This is a genomic window from Pantoea sp. SGAir0175, from assembly GCF_043547855.1.
Window position 1 is genome coordinate 62085 of the sequence record NZ_CP028081.1, and the last position, 19740, is coordinate 81824.

Sequence of the window (19740 nt, forward strand, 5' to 3'; positions counted from 1 at the left end):
GCGTCCAATCATGCGCACGTGGCATCAATCCCCGGGAAACATAAACGGATTCAGGCTGCTGCGCGCGAATCCTTCCTGCTCCATGCGGGCATCCAGCACCAGCGAGGCGAGATCGTCGGCCACCGGTTCCAGCGCCGGATCTTTCTCCTGGTATAGCATCTTCAGGTAGGTACCGCAGTCGCCGCAGCTTTCGGCTTTCACGGCGGCCTGCTCGCTGTCCAGCGACCAGTAATGCAGATCGCGCGTTTGCTCGCAGTTCGAGCACTTGCTGCGCACTACGTACCACTCGCTTTCGCACAGATTACAGTGCAGATAGCGCAGACCCTGCTGGCCAACGTCCATGTGCACCACGCTGGCGACCGGCACGCTGGCGCACACCGGGCAGAACTGACGGTGCTCGCCATATTCGGCCCGCGCTTTGCCGGGGATCATCGCCGCCATCTGCGCCCAGTAAATTGACAGCGCCGCCCAGATGAACGGGGCTTTATCACTGCTGACCTGGGCGAATTCGCCTTCCAGCAGCGCGCTGGCAAGGGTTTCCAGCTCGGTTGACGAGGCCTTCTCCAGATTCTCCAGCACCGCCAGCGCCTGGCCGCTCATCTCTGGCTTCAGCTCGGCGATCAGCGAATGCAGCAGCCGCTGCCAGTGCACATCGCGCGGGTAAGTGTGGATATCCAGCGGCGGTTTGCCCTGCTGCGCGCTCTCGGCCAGCCGCTGATGCAGATCGATCTGCAGCGGATGGTCATACAGCACGATTTCCTGGGCCTGCGCAATTACCGCGGCAAAACGCAGGTAGTCGCCCAGCGGATTTTTCGCCGCCAGATCACGCAACCGCGCCGCACGGCGGCTGTAGAGATTTTTCAGCCGGGGGAAAAGTAACGGCGGAACTTGCTCCGCCGTATTCTTTTCGCTCTTCTCCAGCTGCTCCTGCGGGATGATGCGAATACTCATCAGGGACGTTTTTCCTGTTGTGTTTGGCGTTGGCGCTGCTCGCGATACCAGCGTGGGTGATGTTTCTTCGCCCACGCGGCCGGTACCCAGCCCTCAACCATGGCGGTAATGGTGCCCTTCACCCACAGGGCGGCATAAATATGCACCATAATCGTCATGATCAGTGCCACAGCCGAGACCGAATGCACCACCAGCGCGGCGCGAATCAGCGGAATGGTGAAGTATCCGGCGAACCAGGGGCGCCAGATGACAATTCCGCTCGCCAGCAGCAAGACTAAGCTGATGATAGCAGCCCAGAACACACACTTCTGCCCGAAGTTGTATTTCCCGGTATCGCCCACCTCTTCATTACGCACGATTTTGCGGATATTTTTCGCCCATACCAGATCGTCGCGCTGGATAAGATTGTGCTTCCAGTAGCGTAAGAACATGATAATAAAGGCTGCAAACATCACCACGCCAACGAACGGGTGCAGGATACGCGCCAGCTGTGGCGTGCCGAGCACGTGCATCAGCCAGTTAAACGACGGGAAAAAGAAACCCAGTCCGCTGAGCGCGGCAAACACAAAACAGAACGCGACAATCCAGTGATTGATGCGTTCCGGCGCGCTGTAGCGCACCAGACGATCGCGCTTTTTCATCATTCGCGCTCCTCTTTTTCATGCAGGTTTTCGTCGTCGTCCTCTTCCACCCGGTTCGGACCGACACCAACGTAGTGGAACACCGCGGCGGCGAAGGTGGCGGCAAAGCCGATAGCAGCCAGCGGTTTCCAGACGCCTTTCCAGAAGGTGACCGCCGGGCTGATGCTCGGGTTGGCCGGCAGGCCGTGATACAGCTGCGGTTTGTCGGCGTGGTGCAGCACGTACATGACGTGCGTGCCGCCGACGCCAGCCGGATCGTACAGCCCGGCGTTAGCATAGCCGCGCGTATTCAGTTCGGCGACGCGATCGGCAGCCAGCTGCTGCATATCGCTTTTGCTGCCGAAATGAATCGCCCCGGTCGGACAGGTTTTTACGCATGCCGGTTCCTGACCGACGTTAACGCGATCGACGCATAACGTGCATTTATACACGCGGTTGTCGTCTTTATTCAGCCGCGGCACGTCAAACGGACAGCCGGCGATGCAGTAGCCGCAGCCAATGCACTGTTCCGACTGAAAATCGACGATTCCGTTCGCGTACTGAATAATCGCGCCTTCCGATGGACAGGCTTTCAGGCAGCCAGGATCAGCGCAGTGCATGCAGCCATCCTTGCGGATCAGCCACTCCAGCTTGCCGTTCTCCTCGACCTCCGAGAAACGCATCACCGTCCAGGATTTGGCGGTCAAATCCGCCGGGTTGTCATACACCCCGACGTTATGACCGACCTCGTCGCGGATGTCGTTCCACTCTGAACACGCGACCTGACACGCCTTACAGCCGATGCAGGTGGTGACGTCGATCAGTTTCGCCACTTCCTGCTGATGGTCACGCGCCTGCGGGGCAGGCGTGAAACCATTGGTGGCGGAGCGGCGGATAATGTCTTGCGATTGATAAGCCATCTTCGTTCTCCGTTACACCTTCTCGACGTTAACCAGGAACGCCTTAAACTCCGGCGTTTGCGTGTTGGCGTCACCGACAAACGGCGTCAGGGTATTGGCGATAAAGCCTTTTTTCGCCACGCCCTGATAGCCCCAGTGAATCGGGATGCCAATGGTATCGACAGTTTTGCCATCGACGTTGAGCGGACGCAGGCGCTTGGTGACCACCGCTTTGGCTTTGATATAGCCGCGGTTGGAACTCACCTTCACCGTATCGCCCTGGGCGATGCCGAGCTTGTTCGCCAGCTTCTCGCCAATCTCCACAAACTGTTCCGGCTGCGCGATGGCGTTGAGCAACGCGTGTTTGGTCCAGTAGTGGAAATGCTCGGTCAGACGATACGTGGTGCCGACATACGGGAACTGCTCCGCTTTGCCCATCGCCGCCAGATCGTCTTTGAACACGCGCGCGGCCGGGTTAGAGACCACGTCAGGATGCAGCGGGTTGGTGCCGAGCGGCGTTTCAAACGGCTCGTAGTGCTCCGGGAACGGTCCTTCTGCCATTTTGTCGATGGCGAACAGGCGGCCCATGCCTTCCGGCTGCATGATAAACGGCCCGACGTTACTGCCCGGCGCGGCCGTGCTGTAGTCCGGAATATCCATACCGCCCCACTTGCTGCCATCCCATTTGAGGATCTGGCGTTTCGGATCCCACGGGTTGCCCTGCGGGTCGGCGGAGGCGCGGTTATACAGGATGCGGCGGTTCAGCGGCCACGCCCAGCTCCAGTTCAGCGTATTACCCAGCCCGCTCGGATCGGTGTTATCGCGGCGCGCCATCTGGTTACCGTCCGGTGTCCAGCTACCGGCGAAAATCCAGCAGCCGCTGCTGGTGCTGCCGTCATCTTTCAGATGAGCAAAAGTGCTGAGCTGCTGGCCTTTTTTCACCAGCAGCGTGCCTTTGTCATCGTAGATGTCCGCCAGCGCTTTGCCGTTGCTCTCCATCGCCACCTCTTCCGAGGCCGGATTGTCGGGCGTCAGGTAGTTCCAGGTCATGTTCAGTACCGGCTCTGGCTGTGCACCGCCTTCGCGCGCATACATCTCACGCAGGCGCAGATAGATACCGGAGAGAATTTCACCGTCGTTGAGCGCTTCGCCCGGCGCATCCTGACCTTTCCAGTGCCACTGCAGCCAGCGGCCGGAGTTGACGATTGAGCCGTTCTCCTCGGCAAAGCAGGTTGACGGCAGACGGAACACTTCGGTCTGAATCTGCGCCGGATCGACATCGTTAAACTCGCCGTGATTTTGCCAGAAGGTCGAGGTTTCGGTGTTGAGCGGGTCGATGGTGACGAGGAACTTCAGCTTCGACAGCGAATCGATCACTTTGCGCTTGTTCGGGAACGACGCCACCGGGTTAAAGCCCTGGCACAGATAGCCGTTGACCTTGCCCTGCGACATCATCTCGAAGTACTGCAGCACGTCGTAGCCTTTGTCCCACTTCGGCAGCCAGTCAAAGCCCCAGCTGTTCTCCGCCTGCGCTTTATCGCCAAAGAAGGCTTTCATCATGCTGACGAAGAATTTCGGGTAGTTGCCCCAGTAATTCACCTGGCCCGGCAGCGTCGGCTTCGGCGTGTTCGCCGCCAGATAGCTGGTGAGATCGGTCTGTTTTTCCGACGGCAGCGTCATATAGCCCGGCAGGCTTTGCGACAGCAGGCCGAGATCGGTCAGACCCTGAATATTGGAGTGTCCGCGCAGCGCATTGACGCCGCCGCCGGCCATCCCCATATTGCCCAGCAGCAGCTGAATCATCGCCATGGTGCGAATGTTCTGCGCCCCGACGGAGTGCTGTGTCCAGCCCAGCGCATACAGGAACGAGGTGGTGCGGTCGCGCGCGCTGGTTTCGCCAATCAGCTCACAGACGTGCAGGAAATCCGCCTTTGGCGTGCCGCAGATGCGCTCGACCATTTCCGGCGTATAACGGCTGACGTGCTGCTTCAGCAGATTCCAGACGCAGCGCGGATGGCTCAGGCTGTCATCGCGTTTGGCAAAGCCGTCGTCGCCCAGCTCGTAGTTCCAGCTGGTTTTGTCATATTTGCGATTGGCTTCGTCGTAGCCGCTGAACAGGCCGTCGTCGAAATGGTAATCCTCCCGCACGATCAGGCTGGCATTGGTGTACGCCTGCACATATTCATGCTGGATTTTGTCATTCTGCAGCAGCCACAGCAGTACTCCCGACAGGAAGGCAATGTCGGTGCCGGGGCGGATAGGCGTGTAAAAGTCTGCCACCGATGCCGTGCGCGTGAAGCGCGGATCGATAACAATCAGTTTGGCTTTGTTGTGAATTTTGGCTTCCATCGCCCAGCGGAAACCGACCGGATGCGCCTCAGCAGCGTTTCCGCCCATCACCACAACCAGATTGGCATTACGGATGTCGACCCAGTGGTTGGTCATCGCACCGCGACCAAATGTTGGAGCAAGACTTGCTACCGTTGGTCCGTGTCAGACGCGTGCCTGGTTGTCGACCGCCAGCATACCGAGCGATCGGGTAAATTTTTGCGTTAAGTAGCCGGTTTCGTTGCTGGAGGCCGAAGCGCACAGCATGCCGGTGGAGAGCCAGCGGTTTACCGTCACGCCGGCGGCGTTCTGCGCGATAAAGTTGGCGTCGCGATCGGCTTTCATCAGCTGCGCGATGCGCGTAAAGGCGTCATCCCAGCTGATGCGCTGCCATTTGTCGGAGCCTGGCGCACGGTATTCCGGATATTTCAGACGGCTGTCGCTGTGGACAAAATCAAGCAGGCCCGCGCCTTTCGGACAGAGCGCGCCGCGGCTCACCGGATGGTCCGGATCCCCTTCGATGTGGAAAATGGTCTCTTTGGCGTTTTTCGCGCCATCGCCGAGGCTGTACATTAACAGGCCACAGCCGACTGAGCAGTAAGTGCAGGTATTACGGGTTTCGCGGGCACGCAGCAACTTATACTGCCGTGTTTCCGCCAGCGCGGCTTCCGGCGTAAAGCCGAGCAGTGCTGCCGTGGTTCCTGCCATACCGCCAGCGCAGATCTTGAAGAATTTTCTTCGGCTGACGTTCATGGGTAATCCTTGAGTCGACATTGCTGTAATAATTTTTTTGCGCTGGATGGAGCCGGGGTTCAGAATGGCTCCACGCAGGATTGCGTCAAAAGCGACCTGATATTACCACTACTTTAATGTGGTTGTTATGCGAGACGAGAGAAGTGAAAGCGAAACAGCAAAAAAGTAACCAGAATGTGAATGAGATCGCAGGACTGAGCCAGACCACCGTATGGCAGCGCCACGCGATTACTGAAGCGGAAAGCGACTGGCTGGCGCAGGAAGTGCCGGTGGCGCTGGTCTACAACGGCATTTCACACGTGGTGATGATGGCGACGCCGGATAATCTGCAGGCTTTTGCGCTCGGTTTTTCGCTCTCCGAAGGCATTATTGAGCAACCCGGCGAGATCTATGGCATGGATGTGGTGCCGGGCTGCAATGGGTTCGAAGTGCAGATCGAACTCTCCAGCCGGCGTTTTATGGCGCTGAAGGCGCAGCGTCGCGCCATGGCGGGCCGCACCGGTTGCGGCGTATGCGGGGTGGAGCAGCTGGATCAAATCGGCAAGCCGGTGCAGCCGCTGCCGTTTACGCAGACCTTCGATCTGGCCTGCCTTGATAACGGGCTGGCACAGCTGCGCGATTTCCAGCCCATCGGCAATCTGACCGGCTGTACGCACGCCGCCGCGTGGATGTCGCCGCGGGGCGAACTGCAGGGCGGCTGCGAAGACGTGGGTCGCCACGTGGCGCTGGATAAGCTGCTGGGTCAGCGCAGCCAGCAGCACTGGCAGCAGGGTGCGGTGCTGGTTTCCAGCCGCGCCAGCTATGAGATGGTGCAAAAATCTGCCATGTGCGGCGTAGAGATTCTGTTTGCCGTCTCGGCCGCCACCCAGCTGGCCGTTGAAGTGGCCGAGCGCTGTAACCTGACGCTGGTCGGTTTTTCTAAACCGGGACGCGCCACGGTGTACAGCCATCCGCAGCGTCTGATTAACGGTTGATGTGCGGTACATGCCGGGGATTTCATCGTTCGCGGCGTGCGGCGTACCGGGATGTGTCAGGCAATCTTTTATTACGCTGCGCTTTTCTGGTTAGCCTGCTAAATAATATGCATGCAATAGTTTTTAATGTGACATTCTTTTTGATAGGAATGAAGAAGTTGATGCGCTATCATTAACGTCTCAATCAATAATAATATATCCATTATGGCTTTAATTAAAAAGCTGCGGCAGCTGAATCGCAGGCGTAATTATTTAAAGAAAGAGATTAAATATTCTCTTGATCTTTATTTTGCAGCAAGGAAATGGAAAAAGTCTTCATGCCACAAACAGAATAAACAGGATGTCAAATCCATTCTGCTGGTTCGCAATGAAGGTAAAATCGGCGATGCCATTGTTTCTACGTGTTTTCTCAGAGCGCTGTTTGAAGCCGGGTATCGTGTAGATATTCTGGCGGTAAAGGAGAATGAGAGCCTTTTCCGGCATAACCCGTATATTCACAACATCTATCTCTCGGACAGTTTCAGCGATTGTCATCAGCGCGATAAATATGACACCGCCATCGGGAGTGAGGTCGTGACCCTCCTGAGAGACAATGCTTACGATTTATTGATCGATACGGCTATCTGGCAAACCGCGCTGTATATGCCCAAAATGATTGCCGATATCAATCCTAAAATGACGCTGGGTTTCAACAAGCCTGGCTGGCTTAAACCTTACGATATCAACATTCAGTTCGATCACCTTAATAACCACGTTAAAAATATCTATCGTGCGGTTCTTGACTATCTTCAGGTTGAGACGGTTGATGGACTGAATTATGAAATATTTTACCCTGAGCGAATTGATGCCGAAATTCACCAGTCCGGCATGTTTTCCGCTGATGAGCACAATATTTTAATCAATATTTATGCCAGTCATGCCGATCGTGACCTCTCTGAGCAGCAGCTGAATGAGCTAATCGGGGCGATTGTCAGGCACAATGCGGCCACCAATATCGTGGTGCTCGATCACAAAGGCGCGCTGGAACAGGCGTCGCTGCACCCCGCGAAGTTATACCGCGTTCCCTCGCTGTATCACGCTTTCGCTGCGGTTAAGCAAAGTGATTGCGTGATTACTCCCGATACCGCCGTGGTGCATATCTCGGCGGCTTATAACAAAGCACTGGTTGGCATCTATCAGGACTCACTGAAAAATAATCAGCTGTGGTCGCCTGGCTACAGTAACGGCCATCAGATATTTTCCGATGAGTTTGTTTTTAAAAATGACGGACGGCTGGTTGAGAAAATAAGCCAAAAAATCCACACGCTGGTTCAGCCATAATCGATGAGGTCACCGTGCCGTCAGTACGGTGACCGTGCCTTACACCACCTGCACCGCTAACGCCTGCTGCAGAGCGTTGAGCGCACCGGGCTTTGCCGCGCCGCCGTCGCAAATCAACAGATCGATATCGCCGACAGGGGCGTACTGGGTACGGCTGATCACGCCGAGTTTGCTGTGATCCGCCAGCAGCAGGGTGCGGCTGGCCTGCTGTACCATGGCGTGCGCGATGGCGGCTTCATGCGGATGGAAGCTGCTGGCGCCGTTTCGGGCATCGATGCCGACCGGTGACAGCAGCGCCACGTCGGCGCGATATCGATAAATTTCCCCCACCGTCATTTCTCCCCGCGTCTGCTGCGCGCCGGCCATCATCATGCCGCCCAGCAGCAGCACCTGGTTATTCAGGGTTTCATGCTCTTCGGCCGCGCTGAGCGCCAGTGCCGCCTGCAGACTGTTGGTGATGATGGTCAGGCCGGACATGGTGCGCAGCTCTTCAGCCAGCAGCGTGGTGGTGGTGCCGGCATCGAGGAACAGCGTCTGGCCGGGCTGCAGATGTTGTACCGCCGCGGCGGCAATCGCGCGTTTCTCTCTGGCCTGTGCGTTACGGCGCACCTGCAGCGGCGGCTCCGGCGGGCTCTCCAGCGCCACCAGACCGCCATGTACGCGGCGCGCCAGCCCCTGCGCCTCAAGCGAAATGATATCGCGCCGTGCCGTTTCCCGTGAAATGCCCAGCTCTTTGATGATGCGTTCAGTGCTGAGCTGATGTTGCGTGCTCAGCAGCGCGCGGATGCGATGTAAACGGGTTTCCTGCAGCATGACGTTTCCCTGTGGCAGAGCGAAGCTGGGCCTAAGCTTACCTGAGTGTCATCGTGGCGTCATGTGTATTTGGTTGTATTTGTGTATTTGGTTGCATTTTTCACTAAAGCAGGCATGATGTTCGCAGAGATCAGGCTGCAAACACCCCTTTCACCTTCGCAACGGGAGTTACCATGGTTACACGTTCCACCATCATGGATACCAACAGTTTTCGCGCCGAACACGCCGACGCGCTGGATCCGGCCACCCGCACTCTGACGGACAAGCGCAGCAAAGTGCTGGGCGAATCGTATCGTCTGTTTTATCGCAAGCCGGTGCATCTGGTGCGCGGCGAAGGGCAGTATTTGTGGGATGCGGCGGGTAACAAATATCTGGATGTGTATAACAATGTGGCGAGCATCGGCCACTGCCATCCGGCGGTCATTGAGGCGGTGAATCAGCAGATGAAGATGCTGAACACGCACACGCGTTATCTGCACGAGCGCATTCTTGACTACAGCGAAGCGTTGCTGGCGACCACGCCGGAAGCCATCGACCGCGCCATGTATATGTGTACCGGCTCAGAAGCCAACGATTTGGCGATTCGCGTGGCGCGCGCCTGGAGCGGCGGCACCGGCATTATTGTCTCGCAGGAGGCGTACCACGGTACCAGTGATTTGACCTCTGGCGCGTCACCGGCGCTGGGTAGCGGTCAGCCGCTGGCACCGACCACCCGCCTGGTGCCACCGCCGGATGCTTATCGTGTCGATGCGCCCGACCTCGGGGCATGGTTCGCCGATCAGATACAGCAGCAGATTGATGACATGAAAGCGCACGGCATTAAATTCGCCGGTTTCCTCGCCGACTCGATCTTCTCCTCCGACGGCGTGCTGCCTAATCCGCGCGGATTCCTGCAGCAAGCGGTGGATGTGGTGCATGCTAACGGCGGCATTTTTATCGCTGATGAAGTGCAGCCCGGCTTTGCCCGCACCGGCGATGCCTTCTGGGGCTTTGCCCGTCACGGCGTGGTGCCGGATGTGGTCACCACCGGTAAGCCGATGGGCAACGGCATTCCGGTTTCCGGCCTGCTGGCGAAAAGCGACGTGCTGGCGGCGTTCAGCGATGAGATCCCTTACTTCAATACCTTCGGCGGTAACCCGGTGGCGATGGCGGCTGCGCAGGCGGTGCTGACGGTGATTCAGGAAGAAGGGCTGCAGGAGCACAGCCGTGTGGTCGGCGCACAGTTGCTGGCGGAGCTGCAGAAGCTGATGGATCGCCATGACTGCATTGGTGATGTGCGCGGTGCCGGGCTGTTTATCGGGTTTGAGCTGGTGCAGGATCGCAGCAGTAAGATGCCGGACAAAGCGCTGGCGCTGGATTTGATCGAGAAACTGCGCGATCACCATGTGCTGACGTCGGTGGCCGGGCCGTACGGCAACGTGCTGAAACTGCGTCCGCCGCTGGCGTTCCAGAGCGGTGATATCGACTGGCTGGTGGGAGCGCTGGATAAGTCGCTGACCGAGCTGGGGCGTTAATTATTCAGATATCAGGTCGCCATGAATGGCGACCCTTCAGCATAATGTGCCAGATGCGCGTTGATGCGCATCTGGCAGGGCGTGAAAGGACATCACGCTGTGGCAGTTTCCTGCGCAAAAATCTGCTCCATCTTCTGCCACGCCTGCGCCACATCATCGTCGAGATTGAACAGGCCGGAGGTGCCGACAATAAACACGTCGACGCCCGAGGCGGCAATCTGCTTAAAGGTGCGCGCATTGCACGACCCATCGATTTCGGTCAGATAGTGATAACCGTGCGTTTCCCGCATAGCGATCAGCTGGCGAATTTTGTTCAGCGTTTCCGGAATAAATTTCTGCCCGGCGAAGCCGGGATCGACCGACATCACCGTCACTTTATCCAGCAGATGCGCATATTCACGAATGCTGTCGGCTGGCGTAGCCGGATTCAGCACCACGCCGCAGCGACGGCCGGCCTCTTTAATTTGCGTCAGCAGACGGAAAATTTTGTTATTCGCCGTCTCCGGATGGAAACTGATAATATCCGCGCCGGCGTCAATGCACATCGGAATAATATCTTCCGGGTGGTTCACCATTAAATGCACATCAATCGGCACATCGGTAATTTTACGCAGGTTCTCAATAAAGAACGGCGACAGCGTAATATTCTTAACATAGCTGCCATCCATAATATCGACATGATAGAACGAGGCGCTGGCGTTCATCGCTTCGATCTGCTCGCGGAAGCGGGTCAAATCCATGCACATCAGGGACGGTGAAAAGCGGGCGTTCATGCTGATTTCCTCATTACGCAAACAGCGCCCGCAGGCGCTGTCTGTGACATCAATGGAAGAACGAAATAATATGGCCGAGCACAATGCCGACGATACCGAAGTCCGCATCACCAAAGGTGGTGGACGCGAAGCCAAGGTCACCCATCAGCGGCAGCAGAATGGCGGGCAGGAAGGAGATCAGCAGCCCCTGAACAAAGGAACCGATGATGGCACCGCGCCGTCCGCCGGTGATGTTGCCGTAGACGCCAGCGGTCGCGCCGCAGAAGAAGTGCGGCACCAGGCCCGGCACAATCACGCTCAGACCGAACAGCGGGCACAGGAACATGCTGATCAGCCCGGCGGCGAAGCTGCACAGGAAGCCGATGATCACGGCGTTCGGCGCGAACGGGAAGACCGTCGGGCAATCCAGCGCCGGTTTAGCGTTTGGCACCAGTTTATCGGCGATGCCTTTGAACGCCGGGACGATCTCGGCAATCACCATGCGTACACCGGCAAGAATGATGTAAACGCCCGCAGCAAAGGTGATCGACTGGATAATGGCAAAGACGATGAAGTTCTGGCCGCCGCTCACCTGGCTTTCGGTAAACTCTTTACCGGCGACCAGCACCAGCGCGACAAACAGAATCATCATGGTTAGCGAAATTGCCACGGACGAGTCGCGCAGGAAGTTGAGGGTTTTCGGTACTTTCAGCTCTTCAATCGACGGGCTGCCTTTGCCCACCGCTTTGCCGACCAGCGCCGACAGCAGGTAGCCGGTGGAGCCAAAGTGGCCCAGCGCCAGGTCGTCCGAGTTGGTGATTTTGCGGGTGAACGGCTGCAGAATCGCCGGGCATACCACCATCATGGTGCCGAGAATCAGCGAGCCGATCAGCACCAGCCAGAAGCCGTGCACGCCGCCCACCGACAGGATCACCGCCAGCATGGCCGACATATACAGCGTATGGTGCCCGGTCAGGAAGATGTATTTCAGCGGCGTGATGCGCGCCAGCACAATATTCACCAGCATACCGAACACCATGATCATCGCGGTTTCGGTACCGTAGTTTTTCTGTGCCAGCGCGGCCATTGCATCAGTATTCGGCACTACGCCCTGAATATTGAACGAGTGCTCGAATAGCTGGCTGAAGATGGTCAGGGTGGCCGCAATTAAGTTGGCCCCGGCGATAAGAATAACAAAACCCATGATGGTTTTTAGCGTACCGGAAATCACATCGGATACCGGTTTCTTTTGCAGTAATAAACCAAACAGGGAAAAAAGGCCGACAAGTATAGCGGGTGTTCCAAGAACATCCTTAATTATAAACTGCAGCATAAATTACTCCGTGTGAGTAAATTTCGTCGGGTCAATTACAGGTTGTCGGCGAGAATTTCTTTGATTCTGGCGTTATCCAGTAAATTGCTCAGGCCAAATACCTGTGCGCTGTGGCTCGACAGCTGGTCAGCGATATCTTTAGCACTGATGATAATATCGGCCTGCTCGGATTTGGCAGAGGTTAAATCGGTATGACCCACTTCAGCCTCTTTACCCAGCTCCTTAATAATTTTCTTCACGTTCATTTCCACAATGAAGCTGCTGCCTAAACCGTTTCCACACACAATCAGTACTTTTTTCATTTTCAGGTTTCTCTGGTGATTAATCTTTAATGACAGCTTCAATCGCTGGCAGGGTCGATGCCGACAGCAACTGCTGCAGGCGGGATTCGTCGCTGAACACCTCAGCCAGCGCGGTGATCATCTGAATATGATCGTCGCCAGACAGGGCGCACAGCATAATAACGACAAACACCGGGTCGTTTTCATCGGCGGCAAAATTCACACCTTGTTTTACGTGCAGCAGCGACAGGCCGTTTTTGCGCGCACCCTGTTCCGGACGCGCATGTGGCATCGCCAGACCCGGCGCCAGCACATAATAGGGACCCAGCTCAGCATGCGAGGTAAAGATCGCATCCAGATAGGCCGGGGTAATTGCCCCCTCCGCCAGCAGCGGCTCGGCCGATAAACGCACCGCTTCCTGCCAGTCGCTAACGTCGTCTATTACCCGGATATGTTGCGGTGTCAGCCATTGAGTGAGCATCAGTAATTCCTGTTTATTCGTCGATGCGGTGCACTGTAGGTGATTTTATCGCCTGGGTTCTGTGATGTTGCTCGCAAAAGTTAGCGCTAACACGAATGATGTTAAAAAGTGTGTTAGCGATAACATTTTTGCGCGCGCGGTTTGTCACGCTGAGGCCGGGGTGACATGCTCAGGCCAGCGAAAATCACGCAGCCAATGAGACATGCCCGATTCTGTGGTTTTTAACATGGCACCAATTTGCTTTTGGTTTTAAGCTGCGTGCGGATAAATCGAGCGCTACCCGGAACCAGTAGGGTAGAGACAGGAGAACGCATGACAGAAAAACGACGGCGCAGTACCGGCAAAAGTACGCTGGCCGATGTTGCCCGTTTGGTCGGTGTCAGCGCCATGACGGCGTCGCGCGCTTTGCGTATGCCGGAGAAAGTGTCGCCCGAAATTCGCGCAAGGATCGACGCGGCCGTCGCGGAACTGGCCTATGTGCCCAACGTGCAGGCGCGTAACCTGGCGTCGGCCTCGTCGCGGCTGATCACCATGGTGGTACCCTCTTTTGCTACGCCGGGCAGCGCGATTGTGTCAGAGGCGCTGCAGGGGGTGCTGCGGCCGCAGGGCTATAACATGATGCTGGCCGAAGCCAATCACTCTGCGGCGGAGGAGAGCGAGCTGATTGAGATGCTGCTCTCTTACAACCCGGCCGCGATGGTGCACTTCAATTTCGACAATGCCGCCGAAGCGCAGCGCCTGCTGAGCAACTCCGGCCTGCCGGTGATGGACATCGGCGGCGTGCATCAGGATTCTGCCGGCATCAGCATCGGCGTGGACTATGCGAAAGCCATTCGCCAGCTGGTAAACAGCCTGGTGGAGCGCGGCTATCGCCATCCCGGCCTGCTGTGCACACAAACGCACAGCACTATTTTCCGTCAGCTGCTCAATGGCTGGCACAGCGGGATGCTGGCGCTGAATCTGGCACCGCACCGCGTAGTGACCTCACCGAAAATGCCCACCTTTGCCGCCGGCCACAGCCTGCTGGCAGAGATCCGTCTCACCTGGCCGGAACTGGACGTCCTGATCTGTACCAGCGATGAAGTGGCGTGCGGCGCCATCATGGCCTGTCACGCAGCCGGCGTCTCGGTGCCCAGCCAGCTGGCGATTGCCAGCATCGGCGGTGGCCCGCTGGCGGCGGTATGTTCGCCGCCGCTGACCAGCATTGTGCTGCCGTACGAGGAGATGGGACGCATGGCCGGTAAACGCCTGCTGGCGGCGCTCAACGGCGACGAGCCGCCTGCCATCAATGAGCTGCCAGTGCAGCTTAAGCTGCGCGCCAGTACGCACAAGGTGTAGCCGTGTGTGCGCACCTTTTGCCAGATTGATCAAATCCTTATCATTACTAAGGCATTGATAACCCTTTTCCGGATCATGATTTTAACTATAATGATCCGACTGCTTATGCGGCACACCAGCTAGGTTGTGCTGCCAAACACTAAATGGAGAGGAAGAACATGAGTTATTCACTGCCATCCCTGCCGTACGCCTACGACGCACTGGAACCGCACTTCGACAAGCAGACGATGGAAATCCATCACACTAAACATCACCAGACCTACGTTAACAACGCCAACGCGGCGCTGGAAGGTACCGAATTCGCAAACCTGCCGGTTGATGAACTGATCACCAAACTGGATCAGCTGCCAGCAGACAAAAAAGGCCCACTGCGTAACAACGCTGGCGGCCACGCTAACCACAGCCTGTTCTGGAAAGGCCTGAAAACCGGCACCACGCTGCAGGGCGACCTGAAAGCGGCAATCGAAAAAGATTTCGGTAGCGTTGAGAAATTCCAGGAAGAGTTCGAGAAAGCGGCTGCGACCCGTTTTGGCTCTGGCTGGGCGTGGCTGGTGAAAAAAGGCGACAAGCTGGCGGTCGTTTCAACCGCTAACCAGGACAACCCGCTGATGGGCGAAGCCATCGCTGGCGTGTCTGGTTTCCCAATCATCGGTCTGGATGTGTGGGAGCACGCTTACTATCTGAAGTATCAGAACAAGCGCCCTGACTACATCAAAGCGTTCTGGAACGTGGTGAACTGGGACGAAGCAGCGGCACGTTTCGCCTCGGCAAAATAAGTTCTGGCTTACGCTATGTGAATAACCGGTGCCTGCGTGCACCGGTTTTTTTATCACCATCCTAAACCGCAGCTCAACAAACTCCACGTCATGACCAGGCTAAAGTGGTTATTAACGCGCCGTTGATAATTTGGGGCATACAGTAGCCTTCAGTTATCTCGCGACGTAAAAATAATCATGTCTATTATTACACATTCTGAGCCGGACTCCGTTTCGTCGGCTGCGCTGTTTATACCTTTAGTCAGTGGAAAGCTGCGGCCAAATAAGCTGTGGAATAGCCAGCAATTTCGCCTGAAATTTGCCTTAAGGTCAGCGGTATTTCCACTGACCACCTTTAATTATCTCCATCAGCTGGCCAAACTCTCTTTTCTGCCGCAGCTGTTAAGCAGCCAGGGCTTACTGCCGGCTAAGCCGCATCGTCCCTATTTGCGCGCCGGTTTCAGCGTGGCGCAGCGTGCGCAGGCGATTCTCGATCATTATCAATTAATGGATCGGCTGGCGAATAATCAGCTGCGCCAGTTGCTGCTGAGTCCGAGCGGTAATCTCCTTGCCCGTTTCACCGGCAAAAACGAGGAGCAGTTTGCGATTTATTGCTGCTCCGGCCATTACGACCGGGAAGGGGAAATTACGCTGCTGCTTAATTATCAGGATATGACGCTGGCCTCGCTGTCATTCTCTATTATTCAGGAACAGCAGCAGCGCACGCTATTAATTGGGGGCTTGCAGGGGCCGCGGAAACATATTTCCAGTGACGTTATTCGCGATGCCACCAAAGCCGCGCACGGCGTATTTCCCAAGCGTCTGCTGATGGAAGCAGTATTTATTCTGGCGGCACAGTGCGGCGTACAGGCCATTACCGCCGTCGGCGATACCACCCATGTTTTCCGCAGTCTGCGCTACCGTCACAGCAAAGGTGATAAATTCTTTGCCAGCTATAGCGAGTTCTGGCTGTCACTGGGCGGGGAAATGCGGGGTGATGAGCTGTTTACGCTGCCGCTGAGCATGGCACGTAAAGATCTGGAAGAGATTGCCAGCAAGAAGCGCGCGGAGTATCGCCGCCGCTATGCCTTGCTGGATACGCTGGCGCAGCAGGTGCTGCAGGCTGCCGGGGCAGAACGCGACGTGGCCCACGCCGCGTAACGGTAATCAGAACGGCTGCTTCGCGTAGCCGGTCATCACCTTCAGCCCCATCTCGCGTCCCAGCGCGGTCATCGGGTGTACCACCACCAGGCCGCGCACGCTTTTCTTCAGCGCGCCCATGTTCGCCTGCTCTTTTTTGGTGATTTCACGGCTGAACGGCAGCTTTTTCAGCTGCTGGGCTTCTTTGCTCAGCTTCTCTTCGCGCACATTGCGCAGACGTTCAATTTCCTGCACCAGCGTCTCTTTCTCTTTCAGCAGCGCGCCAAGCTTTTCGGCATCGCCCGCTTCCAGCAGCTGCGGTTCTTTGCGATTCAGCGCGTCCAGCTGGTCGCTGAGACGTTTAATCTCGGCTTTTTCTTGTTCTTTCATTGGGAAAACTCATTAAGGAAAACAGGCAAAGGATACATCAAATCCGCCCGCTTTTGCAGCGCAGCGACAACAGAGGCAACGGGATAATCGGGTACAGCGCGGCGTGCGGGCAAAAAAATACCCAGCGCAAGGCTGGGTATTGACTGGAATTACAGAATGAAGCGGCTGAGATCTTCGTCGGCCACCAGTTCATCCAGATGCTGACCAACGTATTCGGCATCGATGGTGATCGATTCGCCGTGGCGATCGCTGGCGTCGTAGGAGATATCTTCCATCAGACGCTCCAGCACGGTGTGCAGACGACGTGCACCGATGTTCTCGGTGGTTTCGTTCACCTGCCACGCCGCTTCGGCGATGCGACGGATGCCGTCTTCAGTGAATTCAACGTTAACGCCTTCGGTGCCCATCAGCGCTTTGTACTGTACGGTCACGGACGCGTTCGGCTCGGTCAGGATGCGTTCGAAATCATTGACCGTCAGCGCCTGCAGCTCAACGCGAATCGGCAGACGACCCTGCAGCTCCGGAATCAGATCCGACGGGCTGGCCACCTGGAACGCACCGGAGGCGATAAACAGGATATGGTCGGTTTTGACCATGCCGTGTTTGGTGGACACGGTGCAGCCTTCCACCAGCGGCAGCAGATCGCGCTGTACGCCTTCACGTGACACATCCGGGCCCGACGACTGGCCGCCGCGCTTACAGATTTTGTCGATTTCGTCGATGAACACGATACCGTGCTGTTCAACCGCGTCGATGGCGTCCTGCTTCAGCTCTTCCGGGTTCACCAGCTTGGCCGCTTCTTCTTCAATCAGCAGCTTCATCGCGTCTTTGATTTTCAGCTTACGCGGTTTCTGCTTCTGGCCGCCGAGGTTCTGGAACATCGACTGCAGCTGGCTGGTCATCTCTTCCATGCCCGGAGGCGCCATGATTTCAACGCCCATCGGCGCAGCAGCCAGATCGATCTCAATCTCTTTGTCATCGAGCTGGCCTTCGCGCAATTTTTTGCGGAACGACTGGCGCGCAGCGGACGGCTCAGCGCTCTGCTCCGGCTGGCCCCAGTTGTTTTTCGCTGGCGGGATCAGCACATCCAGAATGCGATCTTCTGCCATCTCTTCGGCGCGGTATTTGTTTTTCTCGATCGCCTGGCTGCGCACCATCTTGATGGCGGAGTCCGTCAGATCGCGAATAATCGAATCCACTTCTTTCCCGACATAGCCCACTTCGGTGAATTTAGTGGCTTCAACTTTGATGAACGGCGCATTGGCCAGCTTCGCCAGACGGCGGGCGATTTCGGTTTTACCGACGCCGGTCGGGCCGATCATCAGGATGTTTTTTGGGGTCACTTCATGGCGCAGCTCTTCGTCAAGCTGCATGCGGCGCCAGCGGTTACGCAGCGCAATGGCGACCGCTTTTTTGGCGCCGTCCTGGCCGATGATGAAGCGGTTAAGCTCGCTGACAATCTCGCGTGGAGTCATCTCAGACATGGTTTTGGTCCTTACGCCTTAGACGGTAATTCTTCGTAGTTAATGTTGTGGTTGGTGTAGATGCAGATATCACCGGCGATATTCAGCGCTTTGGCTACGATATCGTGCGCACCCATCTCCGTGTTCTCCAGCAGCGCGCGGGCGGCTGCCTGGGCGTAAGGCCCGCCGGAACCGATGGCAATCAGGTCATTTTCCGGCTGAATCACGTCACCGTTACCGCTGATGATCAGTGAGGAGTTCTCATCGGCAACCGCCAGCAGCGCTTCAAGGCGGCGCAGCATCCGGTCAGTACGCCAGTCTTTCGCCAGTTCGACTGCGGCTTTCACCAGATGGCCCTGATGCATCTCCAGTTTGCGTTCGAACAGTTCAAACAGGGTAAAGGCATCTGCGGTGCCGCCAGCAAAGCCCGCGATCACTTTGTCGTTGTAAAGACGACGCACCTTTTTAACATTGCCTTTCATTACGGTATTGCCGAGCGTCGCCTGGCCATCACCGCCGATCACGACCCGGCCGTTGCGTCGTACACTTACTATTGTTGTCACGGGCAGACCCCTTGTTGCAGTGGAAAAAAGACACCGCGCAGCGGGCGCGGCGTATCATGCAACCAGATATGGGGTAATCCTGTGGGGTTTCAACCCCCGGCAATATCTGATGCTGCAAATTGCCGGGGGCGAGCAGGGAGGGTTAAGGCAGGGCGAGCGGAATACAGCTGCTGTGGCCGGAGCTGTGCAGGCGCTTCACGGTGCTGTCTGCGCTGCTGCGGTCTTTAAACGGCCCAATCACTACGCGATTCCAGCCGCCGCCAGTCGTGATGCGGCTTTCGAAACCTTCAAACGCCAGACCGGCGCGTACCGATTCCGCCTGATCGGTGCCTTTAAACGAGCCACACTGCACCATCCAGCGCTGGGTGCTCGCTTTCTCTTCCGTTTTGGCTTTGGGGCTCTCCTGCGGCTTCGCCGGCTCACGAGTGATCGGCGCGGCCTGTTGCTGTTGCTGGCGTGCCGCCTGCTGCTGCAATTCCTGCTGGCGCTGCTGCTGCAACTGTTGCTGACGCTGCTGCTGCTGTAACTGCTGCTGCTGACGCTGCACCTGCTGTTGTTGCTGTTGTGCCTGCTGCTGACGCTGCAGCGTTTGCTGGCGCTGAGCCGGGGTTTGTTCGTTCCACGGCACTTCATTCAGCTGGGTCGGCTGCTGGCGCATATCGGCCTGCATCTGCTCCAGCAGCTGACGCTGTTCGTCGGTCAGCTGGGTTTGCGACTTGATTTCGCCACCGGCAGACGGCTCGGTGGGCGACGGCACGGTCACCTGACGATTTTCCAGCTCTTTGATGTACTTCCAGCGCTCTTCCGGCTTCGGCGGCAGGCCATTACCGTTGGCTTTATGATTCGGAATCACCGGTGTTTCTTCTTTTTTGTGATGCGAGATGAACCATAAACCACCGGCAAAGGTCACCAGCACTGCCACGGCCAGTACTATCATCAGCTTTGAAGTGCCGGAGCCGCCTTTGCTTTTCTTGCTGCGGCCTGCGGGTTTTTTGCGACGCGTCCCTGTTGAACGCCCGCGGCCTACGTAATCTCTCTGTGCCACTTTCGTTCTGATACCCTTCAAAAAAAT

Annotated in this window: 19 protein-coding genes; 6 read left to right on the forward strand and 13 right to left on the reverse strand. The window is 56.9% G+C overall.

The window, feature by feature from the left end:
* Positions 1 to 24: 24 nt before the first annotated feature.
* Genes fdhE through fdnG form a run of 4 tightly spaced genes read right to left on the reverse strand, consistent with a single transcriptional unit; the run spans position 25 to position 5551 of the window.
* Positions 25 to 951, reverse strand: coding sequence for a formate dehydrogenase accessory protein FdhE (fdhE, locus tag C1N56_RS00305; RefSeq protein WP_058770768.1), 927 nt, complete (start codon positions 949 to 951; stop codon positions 25 to 27).
* Positions 951 to 1592 (reverse strand): formate dehydrogenase cytochrome b556 subunit, encoded by a 642-nt coding sequence (fdoI, locus tag C1N56_RS00310; protein WP_031279592.1) that lies wholly within the window; start codon positions 1590 to 1592, stop codon positions 951 to 953. The genes fdhE and fdoI overlap by 1 nt, the downstream gene beginning before the upstream one ends.
* Positions 1592 to 2491: a formate dehydrogenase subunit beta gene (gene fdxH / locus C1N56_RS00315; protein WP_021506856.1), complete on the reverse strand. Its 900-nt coding sequence runs from the start codon at positions 2489 to 2491 to the stop codon at positions 1592 to 1594. Before fdxH ends, fdoI begins: the two co-directional genes overlap by 1 nt.
* 12 nt (positions 2492 to 2503) lie before the next feature.
* Complete coding sequence (gene fdnG / locus C1N56_RS00320) at positions 2504 to 5551, reverse strand: formate dehydrogenase-N subunit alpha (RefSeq protein WP_081049407.1); 3048 nt, start codon at positions 5549 to 5551, stop codon at positions 2504 to 2506.
* 143 nt (positions 5552 to 5694) lie between these two features.
* On the opposite strand from fdnG, the gene fdhD reads away from it, so the two are divergent.
* Together fdhD and C1N56_RS00330 are read left to right on the forward strand one after the other, a co-directional pair.
* Positions 5695 to 6525, forward strand: a complete 831-nt coding sequence (gene fdhD, locus C1N56_RS00325) for a formate dehydrogenase accessory sulfurtransferase FdhD (RefSeq protein ID WP_058770769.1) — start codon at positions 5695 to 5697, stop codon at positions 6523 to 6525.
* 204 nt (positions 6526 to 6729) lie between these two features.
* Positions 6730 to 7845, forward strand: a complete 1116-nt coding sequence (locus C1N56_RS00330; RefSeq protein WP_394516996.1) for a glycosyltransferase family 9 protein — start codon at positions 6730 to 6732, stop codon at positions 7843 to 7845.
* Positions 7846 to 7884: 39 nt separating this feature from the next.
* Here C1N56_RS00330 and C1N56_RS00335 read toward each other — a convergent pair whose 3' ends face one another.
* Positions 7885 to 8658, reverse strand: a complete 774-nt coding sequence (locus C1N56_RS00335) for a DeoR/GlpR family DNA-binding transcription regulator (RefSeq protein WP_021506851.1) — start codon at positions 8656 to 8658, stop codon at positions 7885 to 7887.
* A 173-nt stretch (positions 8659 to 8831) separates the two neighbouring features.
* On the opposite strand from C1N56_RS00335, the gene C1N56_RS00340 reads away from it, so the two are divergent.
* The gene (locus C1N56_RS00340) at positions 8832 to 10172 is read left to right on the forward strand and encodes an aspartate aminotransferase family protein (RefSeq protein WP_166712449.1); all 1341 of its coding nucleotides are present in this window, start codon (positions 8832 to 8834) and stop codon (positions 10170 to 10172) included.
* Positions 10173 to 10264: 92 nt separating this feature from the next.
* Here C1N56_RS00340 and alsE read toward each other — a convergent pair whose 3' ends face one another.
* Genes alsE through C1N56_RS00360 form a run of 4 tightly spaced genes read right to left on the reverse strand, consistent with a single transcriptional unit; the run spans position 10265 to position 13019 of the window.
* Entirely contained in the window at positions 10265 to 10945 is a 681-nt protein-coding gene (gene alsE / locus C1N56_RS00345; protein WP_166712451.1) for a D-allulose 6-phosphate 3-epimerase, read from the reverse strand.
* A gap of 49 nt (positions 10946 to 10994) precedes the next feature.
* Positions 10995 to 12257: a PTS ascorbate transporter subunit IIC gene (locus C1N56_RS00350; RefSeq protein WP_394516997.1), complete on the reverse strand. Its 1263-nt coding sequence runs from the start codon at positions 12255 to 12257 to the stop codon at positions 10995 to 10997.
* 35 nt (positions 12258 to 12292) lie between these two features.
* Complete coding sequence (locus C1N56_RS00355; protein WP_021313417.1) at positions 12293 to 12559, reverse strand: PTS sugar transporter subunit IIB; 267 nt, start codon at positions 12557 to 12559, stop codon at positions 12293 to 12295.
* 19 nt (positions 12560 to 12578) lie between these two features.
* On the reverse strand, positions 12579 to 13019 hold the full coding sequence (locus tag C1N56_RS00360) for a PTS sugar transporter subunit IIA (protein ID WP_021506847.1): 441 nt from the start codon (positions 13017 to 13019) through the stop codon (positions 12579 to 12581).
* A gap of 312 nt (positions 13020 to 13331) precedes the next feature.
* Here C1N56_RS00360 and C1N56_RS00365 point away from each other — a divergent pair, with 312 nt between their 5' ends.
* From C1N56_RS00365 to C1N56_RS00375, 3 genes are all read left to right on the forward strand, one after another.
* Positions 13332 to 14357: a LacI family DNA-binding transcriptional regulator gene (locus C1N56_RS00365; protein ID WP_058770772.1), complete on the forward strand. Its 1026-nt coding sequence runs from the start codon at positions 13332 to 13334 to the stop codon at positions 14355 to 14357.
* Positions 14358 to 14515: 158 nt separating this feature from the next.
* On the forward strand, positions 14516 to 15133 hold the full coding sequence (sodA, locus tag C1N56_RS00370) for a superoxide dismutase [Mn] (protein WP_021506845.1): 618 nt from the start codon (positions 14516 to 14518) through the stop codon (positions 15131 to 15133).
* A 177-nt stretch (positions 15134 to 15310) separates the two neighbouring features.
* Positions 15311 to 16273 carry a VirK/YbjX family protein gene (locus C1N56_RS00375; protein WP_394516998.1) on the forward strand — a complete coding sequence of 321 codons (963 nt, stop codon included), beginning with the start codon at positions 15311 to 15313 and terminating at the stop codon, positions 16271 to 16273.
* 6 nt (positions 16274 to 16279) lie between these two features.
* On the opposite strand, the gene C1N56_RS00380 is transcribed toward C1N56_RS00375, so the two are convergent.
* The 4 genes from C1N56_RS00380 to ftsN all read right to left on the reverse strand — a co-directional run bounded on the left by C1N56_RS00380 (position 16280) and on the right by ftsN (position 19713).
* The gene (locus tag C1N56_RS00380) at positions 16280 to 16642 is read right to left on the reverse strand and encodes a YibL family ribosome-associated protein (protein ID WP_021506843.1); all 363 of its coding nucleotides are present in this window, start codon (positions 16640 to 16642) and stop codon (positions 16280 to 16282) included.
* 149 nt (positions 16643 to 16791) lie between these two features.
* The gene (gene hslU, locus C1N56_RS00385) at positions 16792 to 18126 is read right to left on the reverse strand and encodes an HslU--HslV peptidase ATPase subunit (RefSeq protein ID WP_021506842.1); all 1335 of its coding nucleotides are present in this window, start codon (positions 18124 to 18126) and stop codon (positions 16792 to 16794) included.
* Positions 18127 to 18137: 11 nt separating this feature from the next.
* Positions 18138 to 18668 (reverse strand): ATP-dependent protease subunit HslV, encoded by a 531-nt coding sequence (gene hslV / locus C1N56_RS00390; protein ID WP_031279590.1) that lies wholly within the window; start codon positions 18666 to 18668, stop codon positions 18138 to 18140.
* A 142-nt stretch (positions 18669 to 18810) separates the two neighbouring features.
* Entirely contained in the window at positions 18811 to 19713 is a 903-nt protein-coding gene (gene ftsN, locus C1N56_RS00395) for a cell division protein FtsN (protein ID WP_072209952.1), read from the reverse strand.
* Positions 19714 to 19740 lie beyond the last annotated feature (27 nt).